This window comes from Stenotrophomonas sp. 3diitr2024, from assembly GCF_042136455.1.
Classification (GTDB): Bacteria; Pseudomonadota; Gammaproteobacteria; order Xanthomonadales; family Xanthomonadaceae; genus Stenotrophomonas; species Stenotrophomonas sepilia.
Map to the genome: position 1 here is coordinate 1 of NZ_JBHHMJ010000442.1, position 14359 is coordinate 14359.

Genomic DNA, 14359 nt, shown 5'->3' on the forward strand with positions numbered 1-14359 from the left:
CGCGGCGACAGGCCGAACTTGGCCTTGTCGCCACCGCTGTTCTGCCACTTGCCGGCGCCCAGCGAGGCCAGGCGCATGCGCACGCCCAGGCCCGGCTTCACGTCCAGCGCCTTGGACTCTTCCAGCACCAGCTTCAGCTCGGACGGCTTCTCGATGACGATGAAGGTCTGCAGGCCCAGCTTGCGGCCGATCAGGGCCAGGCGGATGTACTCGCGGTCCTTGTAGCCGTTGCAGACGATCAGCCCGCCCGGGCGCGACAGCGCCAGCACGGCCATCAGCTCGGGCTTGCTGCCCGCTTCCAGGCCGAAGCCCTCGCCGTGGTGGCTGGCCAGGGTGCCGGCCACGCCGCGGGTCTGGTTGACCTTGATCGGGTACACGGCGGTGTAGCCGCCGCTGTACTCCCAGTCCTGCTGGGCCTGGGCGAAGGCCGCCTGCAGCTTGCCCAGCCGCTGGCCGAGGATGTCCGGGAAGCGCACCAGCAGCGGCAGCTTGGCGCCCGCCGCGCGCGCCGCATCGACCACCTTGGGCAGCGACACCACCGGGCCGTCCGCCCCGGTCGGTCTCACCACCATGTGCCCGGCCTGATCCACGTCGAAGTAACCGTCCGCCCAATGCGGGATCGAGTAGGTCTTGCGGGCTTGGTCGAGGGACCAATCGGTCATTTCAGTCGGCCTTGTTGGCAATAAAAGGGGGGGCATGATAACGCCTATGTGCCCACAGGTTCGTTATCATGCGCGCCCGCGCCCGTGACAGGTTCCAACCTGAACGGGCCGATCCGTCCGGATGTGGCATCTGTGCCACGCGGCCCCGCCCGCCAGCCCGGCTCCACCCCTCCGAACAGGACTGTTTTCCAATGACTGACAGCAACAACTGGTACATCGAACACTTCGAGCGCACCGGCTCGGCCATCGGCTACCGCATCACCGGCAAGCTGGACGAGGTGCAGTCGCCGTTCCAGAAGATCGAGATCTTCCAGACCACCGACTGGGGCAACCTGATGACCATCGACGGGGCCATCATGCTGACCAGCAAGGACAACTTCTTCTACCACGAGATGATCAGCCACCCGGTGCTGTTCACCCACGCCGCGCCCAAGCGCGTGGTGATCATCGGTGGCGGCGACTGCGGCACCCTGCGCGAAGTGCTCAAGCACAAGGGCGTGGAGAGCGTGACCCAGTGCGATATCGACGAGCAGGTCACCGTGATGGCGCGCAAGCACTTCCCGGAACTGTGCGACTCCAACGACGACGCCCGCGCCGAGCTGCTGTTCGACGACGGCGTGGCCTACATGGCCAACTGCCCGGCCGGCAGCGTGGACGTGGTGATCGTCGATTCGACCGACCCGGTCGGCCCGGGTGAGGGCCTGTTCAACAAGGCCTTCTACGAGAGCTGCTTCAAGGCCCTGAAGGACGACGGCATCCTGGTGCAGCAGTCCGAGTCGCCGCTGATGCAGCTGGAGCTGATCAACGAAATGCGCACCGAGATGGGCAAGGCCGGCTTCGGTTCGTTCAAGACCCTGCCGTTCCCGCAGCCGTGCTACCCCACCGGCTGGTGGAGCGTGACCATGGCGCGCAAGGGCGACAGCAGCTTCGACTTCCGCCAGGCCGACTCGGCCGCCAAGACCTTCAACACCCTGTACTACACCGCCGCGCTGCACACCGGCGTGCTGGTGACCCCGCCGTTCGTGCAGGCTGCACTGAAGTAAGGCGTGCCGACCAACGGTCGGCACCCACCAAGGCAAAAGAAAAACCCGCGCTGGCGACAGCGCGGGTTTTTTCATGTTCCGGTAGTGCCGGCCGCTGGCCGGCAACCTCATGTAACGATCAAAGCGCCCAGATACCGGCGATCACCGCCACCACCAGGCCCCACTTGATCAGCTGGTAGGCCACCACGCTGCGCTCGCGCAGTGCCTTGGCCTTCAGGCGCACCTTGTAGACGCTGCCGAATGCCTTGTTGACGCCACCGGTCGGGTCACCCGGCAGGTTCGGCGAGGCGCCGCCGGCCAGCAGCGTGGCCGCCACCGCGCGGTTGAACAGCCCCGGCAAGCCGAAGCGCAGCGGGCGGGCGATGTCGCAGAACAGGATTACGCGGTCCTGCTGCGTCTCGTTGTGTGCATGGTGGATGTAGGTCTCATCGAACATCATCCACTCACCGTCGCGCCAGCTCTTCTTGATGCCGTCCACTTCGATGTAGCAGGCATCGTCGTTGGGCGTGCTCAGGCCCAGGTGCAGGCGCAGCGAGCCGGCGAACGGGTCGCGGTGCGGGCGCAGCTCACTGCCCGGCGGCAGCTGCGCGAACATCGCCGCACGCACATCCGGGATCGACTCGATCAGCGCCGTGGTCTTCGGGCACAGCGTCTTCGCCGACGGGTGCGACGGGCCGTACCACTTCAGGTAGAAGCGCTTCCAGCCACGACGGAAGAACGAATTGAAGCCGGCATCGTTGAACGTGCTGGAGGCGGCGATCTTCTGCGCGTCGCGCAGCGCCAGCGCCTCGTCGCGGATCATCTGCCAGTTCTGGCGCAGCGGCTCCAGCTGCGGGAACTCCTTGCCCGGGTCCAGGAACGGCGTGGTCGGCACCTTCGAGAACATGTACATGACCACGTTGATCGGGGCCATGAAACTGGAGTGGTCCAGCAGCTGGCGCGACCAGCGCGCGCGGACCTTGCCACGGAAGTGGATGTACAGCACGCAGGCTACGAACAGCGCTGCAATGACGATTTTGATGATCAAAGCACTTTCCTCCAGCCGCGGCCGGAACGGGAAACGGGGCGATGCACGGCCAGGCGGCCAGCACCGATGGGGAACGCGGCAGGGGACGGGGACGTGCCGGAGGGGGGCGGCCGCCGATGTCGCGGGTTAACAGCTTATGGTCGGCAGGCCGTGCGCCGGGGTCAAGTTGCCCGTGCGCCGCGTTCAGCCGATTGTGGACGAGGCGCAGGGCTGAGCGCGCAAGCGGTTGATACTAAAGGCCAACTGGAATAAGTGAGACAGAATTGTCCGATTCTGCGCGACGAACTGTTCCAGCCACGGCCCCGACATTTCTCCGACAAGTCGTGGAATAGCGAACTGGCGAGTACTAAAATTAACGAAAACTTAGTAACTTCCTGTAACACCGGTTCGCTTGACGCTTTGCGCCACCCACCGGGTCGTCCGAGACCCCGACATGCATCTTCCTGCCCTGCCCCCCTCCTCCTGCGGCGATGACGCCGCCTCCCCGCTGCTGCTCAAGCGCGGCGAGCGTTTCCTGGCCCCCGACGTCTACCGCACCTGCCTGGACGGGCGCGAGGCGGTCATCAAGGACTATTCCCGCTACCGCGGCACTCCCGTTTCGCTGATCGCGCGACTGATGGTGCGCCGGGAAGCCCGCATGCTGCAGCGCCTCGGCGGCTGGAAGCATGCCCCCGCGCTGCTCGGCACCCTCGGTGGCCTGGCACTGGGCATGGAGTTCATCCCGGGCCAGACCCTGAGCACCGCGCAGGCCGTGGGCAATGAAGTGTTCGAGCAGCTGCAGCACGCGCTCAGCCGCCTGCACGCCGCCGGCATCACCCACAACGACCTGCATGGCACCAACGTGGTGGTCAGCGGCGGCGTGCCGGTGCTGCTGGACTTCACCTCCGCCTGGCGCGCCCCGCGCTGGCTGCGCCGCAATCCACTGAGCCGGCAGATGCGCCGCAGCGACATGAAGAACCTGCTGAAGATCCGCCAGCGCGTAACCGGCCAGGCTCCGAGTGCCGCGCAGGCTGCGCTGGTGGCCGACCCGGGCTGGGTGGCCGCGGTGCGGCAGGGCTGGAAGCGGTTCTACAAGTGGGCGAAGCGCCGGTAAGCGCTGTTCGCCCTGCATTGCTTGCGCGACTTCTGTTTGCCCCTGCATTTGCCCCGGGCCACACGCCCGATGTGCTCTGCGATACTCGTCGGCACGCCACTCGCAAGGACGCTGGGGATGCCGACACCTGAACACACCCACCTGCTGACTGCAGCCGCAAGATCCATACTGCGCCCCTTGGGCTGCGTGCAGAAAGGCCGTTCGCGCACTTGGCTTGACGACCAGGGCTGGTGGGTCGGGGTGGTCGAATTCCAGCCTTCGGCATGGGACAGGGGCAGCTATCTCAATGTCGGCGCCTGCTGGCTCTGGGAAGAAAAGGACTACCTGTCCTTCGATGAGGGCGGCCGCGTCGCCGGATTCGAGCGCTTCACCGATGCCGTGAGCTTTGCCTCGGTCGCGCAGGCACTGGCCAAGCAGGCCGCAGCCGAGGTACTGGCCCTGCGTGATCGCTTTCCCACCCCGGGGCACGTGCGTACATTAATGAGCCGTCACCCCAATCCGGGCATCCGCGAACACATCCATGCCGGCATCACCGCCGGGCTGGCGGGCGCTTACGACGAGGGTCGCAGGCACTTCGCACTGGCCGCTACGGAGACCCACCCAGCGCCATGGGTCGATGTGCTGAAGCAACGCTGTGCCGAACTCATGCCGCTGCTGCAACCTGATGGCGGCTTCGAGGCAGAGATCGCCGCCATCGTGACGCGCACCCGCCGTGCGCTCGGTCTGCCGGAGTGGCGGTCGTCACCCCTCATTCCGCCGGGCTGATCACACCGGGAGGGCTCTTCATCGCATACGGGTGTTCGCGCCGCCCGATCCCGGCTGTAGACTCGAGCTTGCTCGACTCAACAACAAAGGGGTCAAGCATCCCGTCGCCCAGACTGCGCAGCGGTCCAGCCCCCCCCCCGCGCTGCAGTCGGCCGCCCCCACCCCTACTTACAACGCGTCCGCGTCCAGTTCACCGGTACGAATACGCACCACGCTGCCCAGGTCGTACACGAACACCTTGCCGTCACCGATCTTGCCGGTGCCGGCGGCCTTCACGATGGCCTCAACCACCGCCTCCACCTGGTCATCGGTCACCGCCACTTCCAGCTTCACCTTCGGCAGGAAATCGACCACATACTCCGCGCCGCGGTACAGCTCGGTATGGCCCTTCTGGCGACCAAAGCCCTTCACTTCCGTCACCGTGATCCCGGTAACCCCACGCTCGGCCAGCGCTTCGCGCACGTCGTCGAGCTTGAACGGCTTGATCACCGCCATGACCATCTTCATCGTCTATCTCCTGTCTTCCGGCGTGGAGGATAGCGCCTGAACGCTGCCCGTGCGAAGCCGCTGCGGCCTGTCCGGGCAGTGGGTGCCAGCAGTATCCTTGTGCCCGAATGGCCTGCCCGCGCCGGATGCACGGCCCCCCCCACGGAGCACCTCATGATCGACCTGAATCAAATCGATGACCTCGCCCGTCGCCTCAGCGACCTGGTGCCGCCGGGCCTGCGCGAATCGCGCGAGGAACTGCAGGCCACCTTCAAGAGCGCACTGCAGGCCGGCCTGGCCAAGCTGGACCTGGTCACCCGCGAAGAGTTCGAAGTGCAGCGCGCCGTGCTGCTGAAGACCCGACAGAAGCTGGACGCACTGGAAACCGCCGTGCGCGAGCTGGAAGGGCGCGGCGCCGCAGAATGAAAAAAAAGGAGGCGCACCGCGCCTCCCGTTTACAGATTATTTCCCGGATGGGGCCTTGCAGCAAGGCCCACCGGGCGCCCTAGACTCGCCGGCCTGTCGATCCGGCAGGACACGCAGGGGCAGTGCCGATGGCGCAGGACACCGAATGGACACCCGTTTCGCATGACACCTGCGACCAGGTCGCCGGGCCGTTCTATCACGGCACCCGCGCTGATCTGGCGATGGGCGAGTTGCTGAGTGCGGGCTTCCGCTCCAACTATCGCGACAGTGTGGTGATGAACCACATCTACTTCACCACGATTGCCAAGGGCGCCGGGCTGGCTGCGGAGATGGCCCGGGGCGAAGGGCGACCGCGCGTGTATGTGGTAGAGCCGACTGGACCGTTTGAAGACGATCCGAATGTGACCAACAAGAAGTTTCCCGGGAACCCGACGCGGTCGTATCGGAGTGCGCAGCCGTTGCGGGTTGTGGGAGAGATTGTGGAGTGGGAGCTCTACGACGCGGAGTTCATTCGGCAGTTGAAGGCGTTTGTTGCTTCGGGGAGTGGGGAGATCATCAATTGATGGCCTGCTGGCGCTGGGCGTTGCGCACTTCTTCTTCGGCTTCATAGATGTCCAGCCCGAGCTCGATGCCGCGCTCACCCAAGGCGAGCAGCGCGCGAGGCGAAAGCGAGACACCACCGTTGCTGCTGCCCATGAAAAGACCGCAGAACAGATCAGGTCGGAAGCGTGCCAGAGACTGCCATACGGCGAGATCGCCGGTGAGCTGATCGAGGATCTCGAAGATCTGAGCGTCCAGATCTTCAGGCTCACGACGCTCCGCATCAAGTTGCCAGCTGCCAGTCCTGGCGATACGCACGGTGCCTGATTGGTTGCCTCTGAGTTCCTGGCCCTTGTGATGCGAAGCGGTCGGGGTCGCCCCGAGCAAGGCACTGACTTCTTCGGGCAGGAGGTCGTCCCCGAAGAATCGGAGGGTTACCAGGGAATGATCGAATGCGGCCATTGGAATCCAGTGCGTAGGCATCGTTGATGTCAGATTACGGCCGGAACCGGACGACAGCAGCTTCAGAATAGGCCGAACCGCGGGAATCGGCTTGGGCTCAAACGAAGAGCGGGCCGGTCCCTACTTGAACATGTCCAACAAGTCCTTGTCGTCATGCCGCTGCTCCCACGTGGAGAGAAAGCAAAAGCTGACCCCACTGCGCATGAGAATTAAGTCGCGCCGCGAAGCTGCGTCGGTTTGAAAAATCTGTTAGACGGCGATGCCAGCCTGCTATTTAGCATCGAATGCATGAAAGAACTGGACGCTTCCCCATGTGGCAAGTGCGGTGGCAAGAATAGCTAGCGGGACAGATAGCCAGTACACCATGACCGATTGGCTTTCAGACATCTGAAGAAAGTATGGGAGCGCCCTCATAAGGGTGGCGGCTACCGCAAATAAAGTTGAGATTGCCAACGTGACGAAGAACTGCTTCCTGTGCTTGCGATAGCCACGAACCTGCATGTAAAAAATTACAGATGCACATAGCGCTGCCACGAAAAACTCAATTTTAAAAGCAAAGACCAAAGAGTTCACTGAGCAATCCTTAGCAGTCTAACTACCTAGTAGACGGACCCGTGAGTCCTGCCCTGCGACGTATCCACAAATCACCGTATGCGGGCTTTCTCCTTGATACTGATCGATCTTAGAGCGGCTGGGTCCGGCTAACAAGCACATGCTTCACTGCCGCCCCCCTCCAAACGGTAGGAACGAGCCCTCCGGCGGAGGCCGCCTGATTGTCGAATGTGGAGATCGGCACCGCTTAGGTCGGAAGCTGGCCCAGTGTCCGCTTTCGGTCAAGAGCGGACTCTCGCAGTGCTTCGAACCGGCCCAAGAATCTGCGTGGCCTAGAACGAAGTATCGGGCCGAACCCTACTTGAACATCTCCAACAGATCCTTGTCTTCATGCCGCTGCTCCCACGTGGAGAGAAAGCAGAAGCTCGCGCCGCTTTGCATGGCAGCCTTCTGGAACCCCGCCAGTTCCTCCTTCGTAACCGGGTACTCAACCGGATCAAAGTGCAGAATCCCCCACGGCTTGACGAAAGAGAACCCGGGCATGAGTTCCGAGAAGATCGCCTTGAGCAGGGGCCGGATATTCGAAAAGTCCTTGATAGGACCCGCGCGATTGCCAAGGGCATGACACTGGCGACGGATGGTCCTGTCTCCACCGACCAAGCGCGCAATAAAATGGTCCTGGCGCACTTGGACGTAGATCAGCTGGCGGCGAAAAATTCTCATCTTGCTCTCAACTCCGCACGCTCAATCATCGCCCAAGTGCAACATACCCTTCCATCAATGCGCCGGCTCCGCCTTCAGCGCGCTTGAATCCCTTCGCAGCAGATACAGCGCAACCAAGAATGGCCACAGCGAGTTGATCGACGAGAACACGCGCTGGGTCAGACCCCGGTAGCCCTCCGGATCCGCCCCCACCACGTTCAACCAGAGATAGACGATGCCCGCGATGCTCACCATAGCGGTCACGGCGTATGCCCTTCGGTTGGCAGACCACGCGCTCAATTCGATGTGCGACATCGCCGGTGCAATGATGTTTGCGATACCGATGGTGTAGAAGCCGTGCATCGGATGGCCCATGGGCCAGAGCCCGTTGGTCAGCATGGAAATGCCAAAGACCAACCAGCAGATTGCGCCTACGGCAATCCGGCGGCCGGACTCCCGCCATACCCCGATGGAGAACGCCACGAAGCCCATACCGGAGCCGATAGCCGCGATCCTGCCGCAGATGCTTGCAAGCGTTGGCGCCTGCAGCAACTCGCTGGCGTGCTGTGCAAGTGGGTTGTAGCCCGGCGCGAACACGGCGGCAACGCTGGTCCAGAACAGGAACCACGGAAGCGGGATCAGACCCGCGCAGAGAAGCAGTCGGCTGCGGCGTGACACGTACAGTGGTCCTTGTTTGGCCTGCGCCAGTGGGTGGAATCCAGTCGAACGCTGCAGAACCTTGCTGCTGTCGGCAGGACCGCCTTGATTGACTACAGCGGTAGTCAGATTGCGCGCGGCACTCGGTAGGTTCAATAGGCAGGAAGTCATTTAAACCATCCAGCCGGTGTCGCAGCGGTTCGGTTGCATGAGCGATCACGCATGTCCCATGGACGAGTGCTGTCGCATTTGCCGCGCCTGGCATCTCTGGCCGAAGGTTCTGCCGACTCCGTTCCAGAAGTGCAGTTCCGCTTGGCACGCCAAGGCTCTCGCCGCTTCCGGTGCTATGCGACAATGCCAAAAACGTCTCGGGTTTTGGCGGCATTGACCCCTACCCGTTGGCATTCCGAACAACAGCAGGTAATCGTTACTACGCCACCGTGCATCGGTGGTCGGGACTCGAAAGCCCGTTTTGTTGGGAAGTAGTTTGCGCTTGCCAGCCGGCACCACCGCGCGTGGTGCCGGCTGGCAATCCGTCTGCCGGCTATGGCGGGCGGGGCGTGGGGGTCTTGTACCCGCCGGTTCCCAACATCCGGTTTTCGAGCCACGCTCTGCCCGCCACCTTTATCGGTGGCGGCGTCCGCCTGCATGCACGGAGCCCGCCATGACCACACCACACTCCCCTCCCCCGCGCCCGATCCAGGAAGCGCCGTCACCGGCGCCTGCGCTGGACCCCAACAGCCTCATCGCCATCCTGCACGCCATCGGTGCGGGCGCTGCGGCCGACGGCCAGCCCTGGCCCGAGCGGCACCATCTACGCAGCCGGCAGATGGCGTTGTCCGACGCCGACTGCGCACTTACCGGCCAGCGCATTGTGCAGGAGATCCTGCTGGCGGCCGAGCGCACGCGCCAGAACGGCGAGCCGGAGCAGTACGTGGGCGACCGGGTGATGGAGGGGCTGGTGATGGCCGACCTGGCGCTGACCGCCTTCATCCACGAGCGGATGCGCCCCAAGGACTGAGCGCGCTTATGGCGCGGACCTTTCTGCCTGTGTGCGGGGTGGCGAATGAAGATGCAGGGCGTGGCCGCTGCGGTGGTGTGCATCGCAGTGATCGGCGCGATGTGGGTGGAGTGGCCCGAGCCTGCGGGCGATCAGGTGTGGGCCTACCAGAAGCTGCAGCCGGGCGATTACCGCCTGCTGCACAGTGATGCACTCGGCTTCGTGAGCGCGAAGGCCCACGAGGGCTTTGAACTGCATACACGCCATGCCAGAGCAACGTCCTTCGAGATCCGATGCAAGGGCGTGCTGGTGATGGAGGTGGAGAATGCGCCCTCGCGCGTGCTGATCCGCATGCCTGCCGATGCCCGCTGGCGGGCGCCGGATATCGAACGGCTGCGTGTCAGCTTCGAGCGTTGGCTGGATCTGCACCAGAGCCGGGGAAGGTTGTTGGTGGAAAGCGCGGGGCCTTCGTGGGTTGAGGCGCGGTTTGGGCGCTTCAATGGGTTGGTGCTGGATGAGCAGCGGTGTCTGTTTGGGGCGCCAGGCATCCGCCAGCCCGATCCCAGCAACGACTTCAGCGCTGACGTGGCTTCGTAGCCTGACGCCTATAGTGGCGCTGCATCTGCACAGCAATGGGCCGCCCGATGCTCGATTATCAAGGGCGGCGCCAACGTCAGGGGCGGTCTGTACTGATGGAAACCGAGCCGTCTTCCAGCAGGTGGACGTTTACATATGCGTCTGGCGGAGGTATCCGATCGATCGACGCCCCTGCGGGCAGAATGTCCCAACTGGTGATCGGGCCGCAGACTGTCCTATGCACCAATCGGCGGCTATCCAACCCTCGCTTGGCAAGCTCGGCTATAACTACTTCTGGAGGGTGGCGGTCAAAGCCCTTGTAGGCGGTGCACGTCTCTCCCGTCTGACCAATGGGATACGTTGAACTCTCCACCTCATCCCCGCACCCCGGCAGGCCCATGGCGAGCGAGAGGGCCATCAGTACTCGCAAGCCGCGAGGGACTTGAAGTGAACGCAGTTTTTCCAGCAGCCGATGTGGAGATTGGCATGCTTTCACTTGCGCGCCGGTAAACCTCCCCGCAAAGAGCACAGGCCGCCCATTGGCCGACTTGTTCTTTGGTGCAAACGAAATCCCGTAACGGTGCACGCCTATCGCCTTCGACGCGAATTTTCCCACCACTGCTTCAGCGCAAGAAACAGTTGAAGGAATAGAAAGATCACCGCGAAGTAGCCCCAAATACGCAATCCCGTGTGCATAGCGTCCGGGTAATTGCGGTACGTGAGAACTGCGAAGTACGAAACGCCAAAGACCGCAGCGAGAAGCTGAGTGCCTATGAAGCCTTTCAACAAGGGACTCATTTCTTCTTCTCCAAGTCCTTCTGTACGATAGTCGCCCCTGCTCCCGCCAGGCCCTGGCCCGCTTGGGACGCCGCACCCTGGAGCGCCGATTGCCTGGGAATGGCAGTTCCGGTTGACGCAGTGGCAGTTGCCATGTTCGGTCCACCTGGGCCGCGGGATTGACTCAGCCGTTGGAGTGATCCCCGTGCAGCTGGCCCTGCGAAATCACCCATGGCAACGCCAACCCCGGAGGCTGCCAATCCACCCGCTGCACTGCCAATCGCGTTTGAAGCGACGCCCTCCGCCGTGATGGGCTGCCCTTTGATTGCGCTCTCTGCGGCGGAGCCGGCACCGCCTGCCACCGCATTGACCACGGTCTGTATAGCAACTGCACGCCCTACCGAAATCGTGCCAGATCCGACTGCCGCAACGGCTACTCCACCGGCGCCTCCGGAGACAGAGCCAACCGCAGCCGCAATGCCAGCCTCCACTTTGTCGATAGGCTTATCCGGATTCATGGCTTTCTGGACCGCGATGTCTGCGAGGCCGCCCAGGACGGCACCGTAGATGAATGGCATTACCGGGACCCTTCCGTCCGGATCGGTGAAGGAGTAGGGATTGCCGTAAGCGTAGCTGTAGCGATTGAAGTGTTTCGGACTTGAATGCGTGGAGATCGGATCCACCGAGAGGAAGAGTCCCAAGTGGGGATCATAGTAGCGCTGCTGCATGTAGCTCAGCCCAGTGGCAGCGTCGCTCACGTGTCCCGTATATCCAGGTCCATCCGCAACCTGCCCACCAACAACGGCCCCATAGGGTTCGTAGTCATAGCGCTTGACCACGTTGCCATTGGCGTCGGTCTCGGCAACCACCGAACCAAGCGCATCAGTATGAATGTAGGTGACCGTCTCGGCGCTTGCCGATGGCGCCAACGCCAAGCTCATCAGTGGTATGCAACTGAGCCAGGTCCCCATGGGGGCCCGTTTAGGAAAGCGCTTCGCCAAGCCCCAAGGAAAGAGGAAAACACGGTGATCGATCTCCTCGAACTTTTCCATCCTTCCAATCCCATTGAAAGAGCCTACAGCAAGATCCCGTCTTCATATCACAGCCCCTGATGGCTGGGGAAGCCACACTGAGACCCGTGCGTGTTGACGTGAATCAAGCGCTGGTTGTTGCCACGCTGATCTTTCAGAAGCATCCGCAGGTAGGGCACCTGGATTCCCCAAGTGAAATTGGCGTGGCGCTAGGAAGTGCGCGGCATGTGAAACCGACGCCCCTCATTGGAGTAGCACAGCGTTAGCGTCGATCCTTCACTTGATGGCAGAGACCCGTGTCCGCAGAGGAAGAAGACACGCTCCAACCATCGGCCGGAATCCCCCTAGTATCCGCACCAGCAATTCCCGATAGTCCCACGCAGATTACCTGCAGCACCATCGAGCGTCCCTCTGCAGGAATCCACACATGAGCCTGGCGCTGGTCCACAGCCGTGCCCGCGCCGGGGTCGATGCCCCGCTGGTGCGGGTGGAAGTGCATCTCTCCGGTGGCCTGCCTGCCACCCAGATTGTCGGCCTGGCCGAGACCAGCGTGCGTGAATCCCGTGAGCGCGTGCGTGCCGCCCTTCTTTGCGCGCGCTTCGACTTTCCGCAGCGACGCATCACGCTCAACCTCGCGCCCGCTGACCTGCCCAAGGAAGGCGGGCGTTACGACCTGGCCATCGCGTTGGGCATTCTGGCAGCCAGTGGCCAGATCGATCCGCAGTCGCTGCTGCAATACGAGTTCCTGGGTGAGCTTGGCCTGACCGGCGAGCTGCGGCCGGTGGCGGGCGCGCTGCCCGCTGCGATTGCAGCGGCTGACGCTGGGCGCATCCTGGTGGTGCCGCCGGGCAATGCCGCAGAGGCCGCGTTGGCCGAGCACGCCGATGTACGTGTGGCGCGCACGCTGCTGGAGTGCTGCGCCGGGTTGGGCAATCCGCGCCTGTTGCCGTCCGTGGAGCGCGTGGACACGACACCGTTGCCACTGCCCGATCTGGCCGACGTGCGCGGGCAAGCGCATGCGCGGCGCGCGTTGGAAGTGGCGGCCGCCGGTGGGCACCATCTATTGCTGATCGGTAGCCCTGGCTGCGGCAAGACACTGTTGGCCTCACGCCTGCCCAGCCTGTTGCCGGACACCGAGGAAACCGAGGCGTTGCAGCTGGCCGCGATTGCCTCAGTGAGCGGTGAGGGGCTGGATCCGCGGCGCTGGCGACAGCGTCCGTTCCGGGCGCCGCACCACAGCGCGAGTGCGGCGGCGCTGGTGGGTGGGGGCAATCCGCCCTGCCCCGGCGAGATCTCGCTGGCCCATCACGGCGTGCTGTTCCTGGATGAGCTACCAGAGTGGAACCGCAGTGCGTTGGAAACCCTGCGAGAGCCGCTGGAATCCGGCCACATCCGCATCGCCCGCGCGGCACGCAGCGTGCAGTATCCGGCGCGATTCCAGCTGGTGGCGGCGATGAATCCCTGCCCCTGTGGCTGGGCCGGCGACCGCAGTAACCGCTGCCTGTGCAGTGATGAGCGCATCAACCGCTACCGTGCGCGGGTTTCTGGCCCGCTGCTGGACCGCATCGACCTGCATATCAGTGTGACGCGCATGGATGCCGTGGAGCTGCGGGAGAGCACGCCACTGGGTGAGCCCAGTGCTGCGGTACGTGCACGGGTGGAAGCCGCCCATGCCCGGCAGCAGGCGCGTGGCGGGCTCAATGCGCATCTGCCGCCAGCGGCGCTGCGAGCCTGTACCCGACTCAGCGAGGCAGATCAGGACATGCTGGAGCAGGCCATCGAGCGTCTGCAGCTTTCCGCACGTGCGATGCACCGGATTCTGCGCGTGGCGCGCACGATTGCGGATCTGGCGGGTTGTGAAACGATCCACACGGCGCATCTGGCTGAGGCGATTGGCTATCGGCAGTTGGATCGGGGAAAGCCTTAGAAATGACGGTCGGGTTGGCTATTGGTAGAGTCGACCGTTGGTCGACTCTCGCGCGAAGCGCGGCCTTCTGAGAGGTAGATGCGAAGAGCGGTCGACTAACAGTCGACCCCACCAAGGGCAGGCATCAGGCTGCCGAATGCAACCGTCCCCGCTTCGCCAGCAGCGCCACCCGACGGCTGACCAGCGCGTGCAGCTCCGCCAGCTCCGACGCCCGGCCAGCCGTCATGTTGTCGCCGAACAGCACCCGCGACAGCCCCGCCGCGTCGCTGTCCTCCGGGTGCTGCCAGCGGTCGCGATATACCTTCTGGCACACCAGCCAGGCCTGCGGCAGCCCACCGCCGGGTAGCGGGCGGACCACGCGTTCGTAGACGTGCCAGAAGTGGTACTCGGCCTGCAGGTCGATCACAGGTGCCACGGACGGCGCCTGCCGGGGCCGTCCTGGGCCTCGGATGCCGAACAACCGGGTTGGCGGGGTCTGCTGTGCCATGCGCACAGGATGACCCAGCAACATTGTGGGAACCTTGCGTCGCCGCCAGAAAATCCCTGTTGATTGCGCAAGGCGGGCTTCAGGGCGGGCTTCGGGGTGCGCTGCTGCTGGCGGATCAGTTCCTCGACGGCCGCCCGGCCTTCGCC

16 protein-coding genes and 1 pseudogene are annotated in these 14359 nt (G+C 63.8%); 8 read left to right on the forward strand and 9 right to left on the reverse strand.

The annotated features are described in order from the left end of the window. A pseudogene (locus ABGA94_RS10905) lies at nt 1–662 on the reverse strand (arginine decarboxylase); the annotation flags it as partial. A 191-nt stretch (nt 663–853) separates the two neighbouring features. Here ABGA94_RS10905 and speE point away from each other — a divergent pair. Further along, a complete protein-coding gene (gene speE, locus ABGA94_RS10910; RefSeq protein WP_049480036.1) occupies nt 854–1705 on the forward strand; it encodes a polyamine aminopropyltransferase in 852 nt (283 codons plus the stop codon). Nucleotides 1706–1823: 118 nt separating this feature from the next. On the opposite strand, the gene ABGA94_RS10915 is transcribed toward speE, so the two are convergent. After that, nucleotides 1824–2729, reverse strand: coding sequence for an aspartyl/asparaginyl beta-hydroxylase domain-containing protein (locus tag ABGA94_RS10915; protein ID WP_032954620.1), 906 nt, complete (start codon nt 2727–2729; stop codon nt 1824–1826). A gap of 436 nt (nt 2730–3165) precedes the next feature. Between ABGA94_RS10915 and ABGA94_RS10920 the strand changes: the two genes are divergently transcribed. Further along, the gene (locus tag ABGA94_RS10920; protein ID WP_005419978.1) at nt 3166–3825 is read left to right on the forward strand and encodes an RIO1 family regulatory kinase/ATPase; all 660 of its coding nucleotides are present in this window, start codon (nt 3166–3168) and stop codon (nt 3823–3825) included. 186 nt (nt 3826–4011) lie between these two features. Then, complete coding sequence (locus ABGA94_RS10925) at nt 4012–4590, forward strand: hypothetical protein (RefSeq protein ID WP_258390369.1); 579 nt, start codon at nt 4012–4014, stop codon at nt 4588–4590. A gap of 168 nt (nt 4591–4758) precedes the next feature. Here the strand turns inward: ABGA94_RS10925 and ABGA94_RS10930 are convergent, their stop codons facing one another. Beyond that, a complete protein-coding gene (locus tag ABGA94_RS10930) occupies nt 4759–5097 on the reverse strand; it encodes a P-II family nitrogen regulator (protein ID WP_005411374.1) in 339 nt (112 codons plus the stop codon). A gap of 153 nt (nt 5098–5250) precedes the next feature. Between ABGA94_RS10930 and ABGA94_RS10935 the strand changes: the two genes are divergently transcribed. Next, nucleotides 5251–5502, forward strand: a complete 252-nt coding sequence (locus tag ABGA94_RS10935) for an accessory factor UbiK family protein (protein WP_005419983.1) — start codon at nt 5251–5253, stop codon at nt 5500–5502. A gap of 128 nt (nt 5503–5630) precedes the next feature. After that, a complete protein-coding gene (gene arr / locus ABGA94_RS10940) occupies nt 5631–6065 on the forward strand; it encodes an NAD(+)--rifampin ADP-ribosyltransferase (RefSeq protein ID WP_111129559.1) in 435 nt (144 codons plus the stop codon). On the opposite strand, the gene ABGA94_RS10945 is transcribed toward arr, so the two are convergent. The 4 genes from ABGA94_RS10945 to ABGA94_RS10960 form a co-directional block, all read right to left on the reverse strand. After that, nucleotides 6058–6504 (reverse strand): DUF4279 domain-containing protein, encoded by a 447-nt coding sequence (locus ABGA94_RS10945; protein ID WP_111129560.1) that lies wholly within the window; start codon nt 6502–6504, stop codon nt 6058–6060. The genes arr and ABGA94_RS10945 overlap by 8 nt on opposite strands. Nucleotides 6505–6774: 270 nt before the next feature. Continuing rightward, the gene (locus ABGA94_RS10950) at nt 6775–7077 is read right to left on the reverse strand and encodes a hypothetical protein (protein ID WP_111129561.1); all 303 of its coding nucleotides are present in this window, start codon (nt 7075–7077) and stop codon (nt 6775–6777) included. A gap of 336 nt (nt 7078–7413) precedes the next feature. Further along, nucleotides 7414–7779, reverse strand: a complete 366-nt coding sequence (locus ABGA94_RS10955) for a hypothetical protein (RefSeq protein WP_049417059.1) — start codon at nt 7777–7779, stop codon at nt 7414–7416. Between the two features lie 54 nt (nt 7780–7833). Continuing rightward, a complete protein-coding gene (locus ABGA94_RS10960) occupies nt 7834–8436 on the reverse strand; it encodes a DUF998 domain-containing protein (RefSeq protein WP_375367273.1) in 603 nt (200 codons plus the stop codon). A 643-nt stretch (nt 8437–9079) separates the two neighbouring features. Here ABGA94_RS10960 and ABGA94_RS10965 point away from each other — a divergent pair. Further along, nucleotides 9080–9436 carry a hypothetical protein gene (locus ABGA94_RS10965; protein ID WP_021201939.1) on the forward strand — a complete coding sequence of 119 codons (357 nt, stop codon included), beginning with the start codon at nt 9080–9082 and terminating at the stop codon, nt 9434–9436. Between the two features lie 45 nt (nt 9437–9481). Further along, nucleotides 9482–10012 carry a cold-shock protein gene (locus ABGA94_RS10970; RefSeq protein WP_375367271.1) on the forward strand — a complete coding sequence of 177 codons (531 nt, stop codon included), beginning with the start codon at nt 9482–9484 and terminating at the stop codon, nt 10010–10012. Nucleotides 10013–10785: 773 nt separating this feature from the next. On the opposite strand, the gene ABGA94_RS10975 is transcribed toward ABGA94_RS10970, so the two are convergent. Continuing rightward, a complete protein-coding gene (locus tag ABGA94_RS10975; protein WP_065186543.1) occupies nt 10786–11820 on the reverse strand; it encodes an RHS repeat domain-containing protein in 1035 nt (344 codons plus the stop codon). Nucleotides 11821–12226: 406 nt separating this feature from the next. Here ABGA94_RS10975 and ABGA94_RS10980 point away from each other — a divergent pair, with 406 nt between their 5' ends. After that, nucleotides 12227–13726: a YifB family Mg chelatase-like AAA ATPase gene (locus tag ABGA94_RS10980; protein ID WP_111129567.1), complete on the forward strand. Its 1500-nt coding sequence runs from the start codon at nt 12227–12229 to the stop codon at nt 13724–13726. Nucleotides 13727–13850: 124 nt separating this feature from the next. On the opposite strand, the gene ABGA94_RS10985 is transcribed toward ABGA94_RS10980, so the two are convergent. Next, nucleotides 13851–14237: a hypothetical protein gene (locus ABGA94_RS10985; RefSeq protein ID WP_065179393.1), complete on the reverse strand. Its 387-nt coding sequence runs from the start codon at nt 14235–14237 to the stop codon at nt 13851–13853. Between the last annotated feature and the right edge of the window lie 122 nt (nt 14238–14359).

Coding starts and splice junctions, on each gene's coding strand:
- ABGA94_RS10985 (WP_065179393.1), bottom strand. CDS start 14,237: ATGTTGCTGGGTCATCCTGTGCGCATGGCACAGCAGACCCCGCCAACC.
- ABGA94_RS10935 (WP_005419983.1), top strand. CDS start 5,251: ATGATCGACCTGAATCAAATCGATGACCTCGCCCGTCGCCTCAGCGAC.
- ABGA94_RS10930 (WP_005411374.1), bottom strand. CDS start 5,097: ATGAAGATGGTCATGGCGGTGATCAAGCCGTTCAAGCTCGACGACGTG.
- ABGA94_RS10970 (WP_375367271.1), top strand. CDS start 9,482: ATGAAGATGCAGGGCGTGGCCGCTGCGGTGGTGTGCATCGCAGTGATC.
- ABGA94_RS10920 (WP_005419978.1), top strand. CDS start 3,166: ATGCATCTTCCTGCCCTGCCCCCCTCCTCCTGCGGCGATGACGCCGCC.
- ABGA94_RS10945 (WP_111129560.1), bottom strand. CDS start 6,504: ATGGCCGCATTCGATCATTCCCTGGTAACCCTCCGATTCTTCGGGGAC.
- ABGA94_RS10975 (WP_065186543.1), bottom strand. CDS start 11,820: ATGGAAAAGTTCGAGGAGATCGATCACCGTGTTTTCCTCTTTCCTTGG.
- speE (WP_049480036.1), top strand. CDS start 854: ATGACTGACAGCAACAACTGGTACATCGAACACTTCGAGCGCACCGGC.
- ABGA94_RS10965 (WP_021201939.1), top strand. CDS start 9,080: ATGACCACACCACACTCCCCTCCCCCGCGCCCGATCCAGGAAGCGCCG.
- ABGA94_RS10955 (WP_049417059.1), bottom strand. CDS start 7,779: ATGAGAATTTTTCGCCGCCAGCTGATCTACGTCCAAGTGCGCCAGGAC.
- ABGA94_RS10980 (WP_111129567.1), top strand. CDS start 12,227: ATGAGCCTGGCGCTGGTCCACAGCCGTGCCCGCGCCGGGGTCGATGCC.
- arr (WP_111129559.1), top strand. CDS start 5,631: ATGGCGCAGGACACCGAATGGACACCCGTTTCGCATGACACCTGCGAC.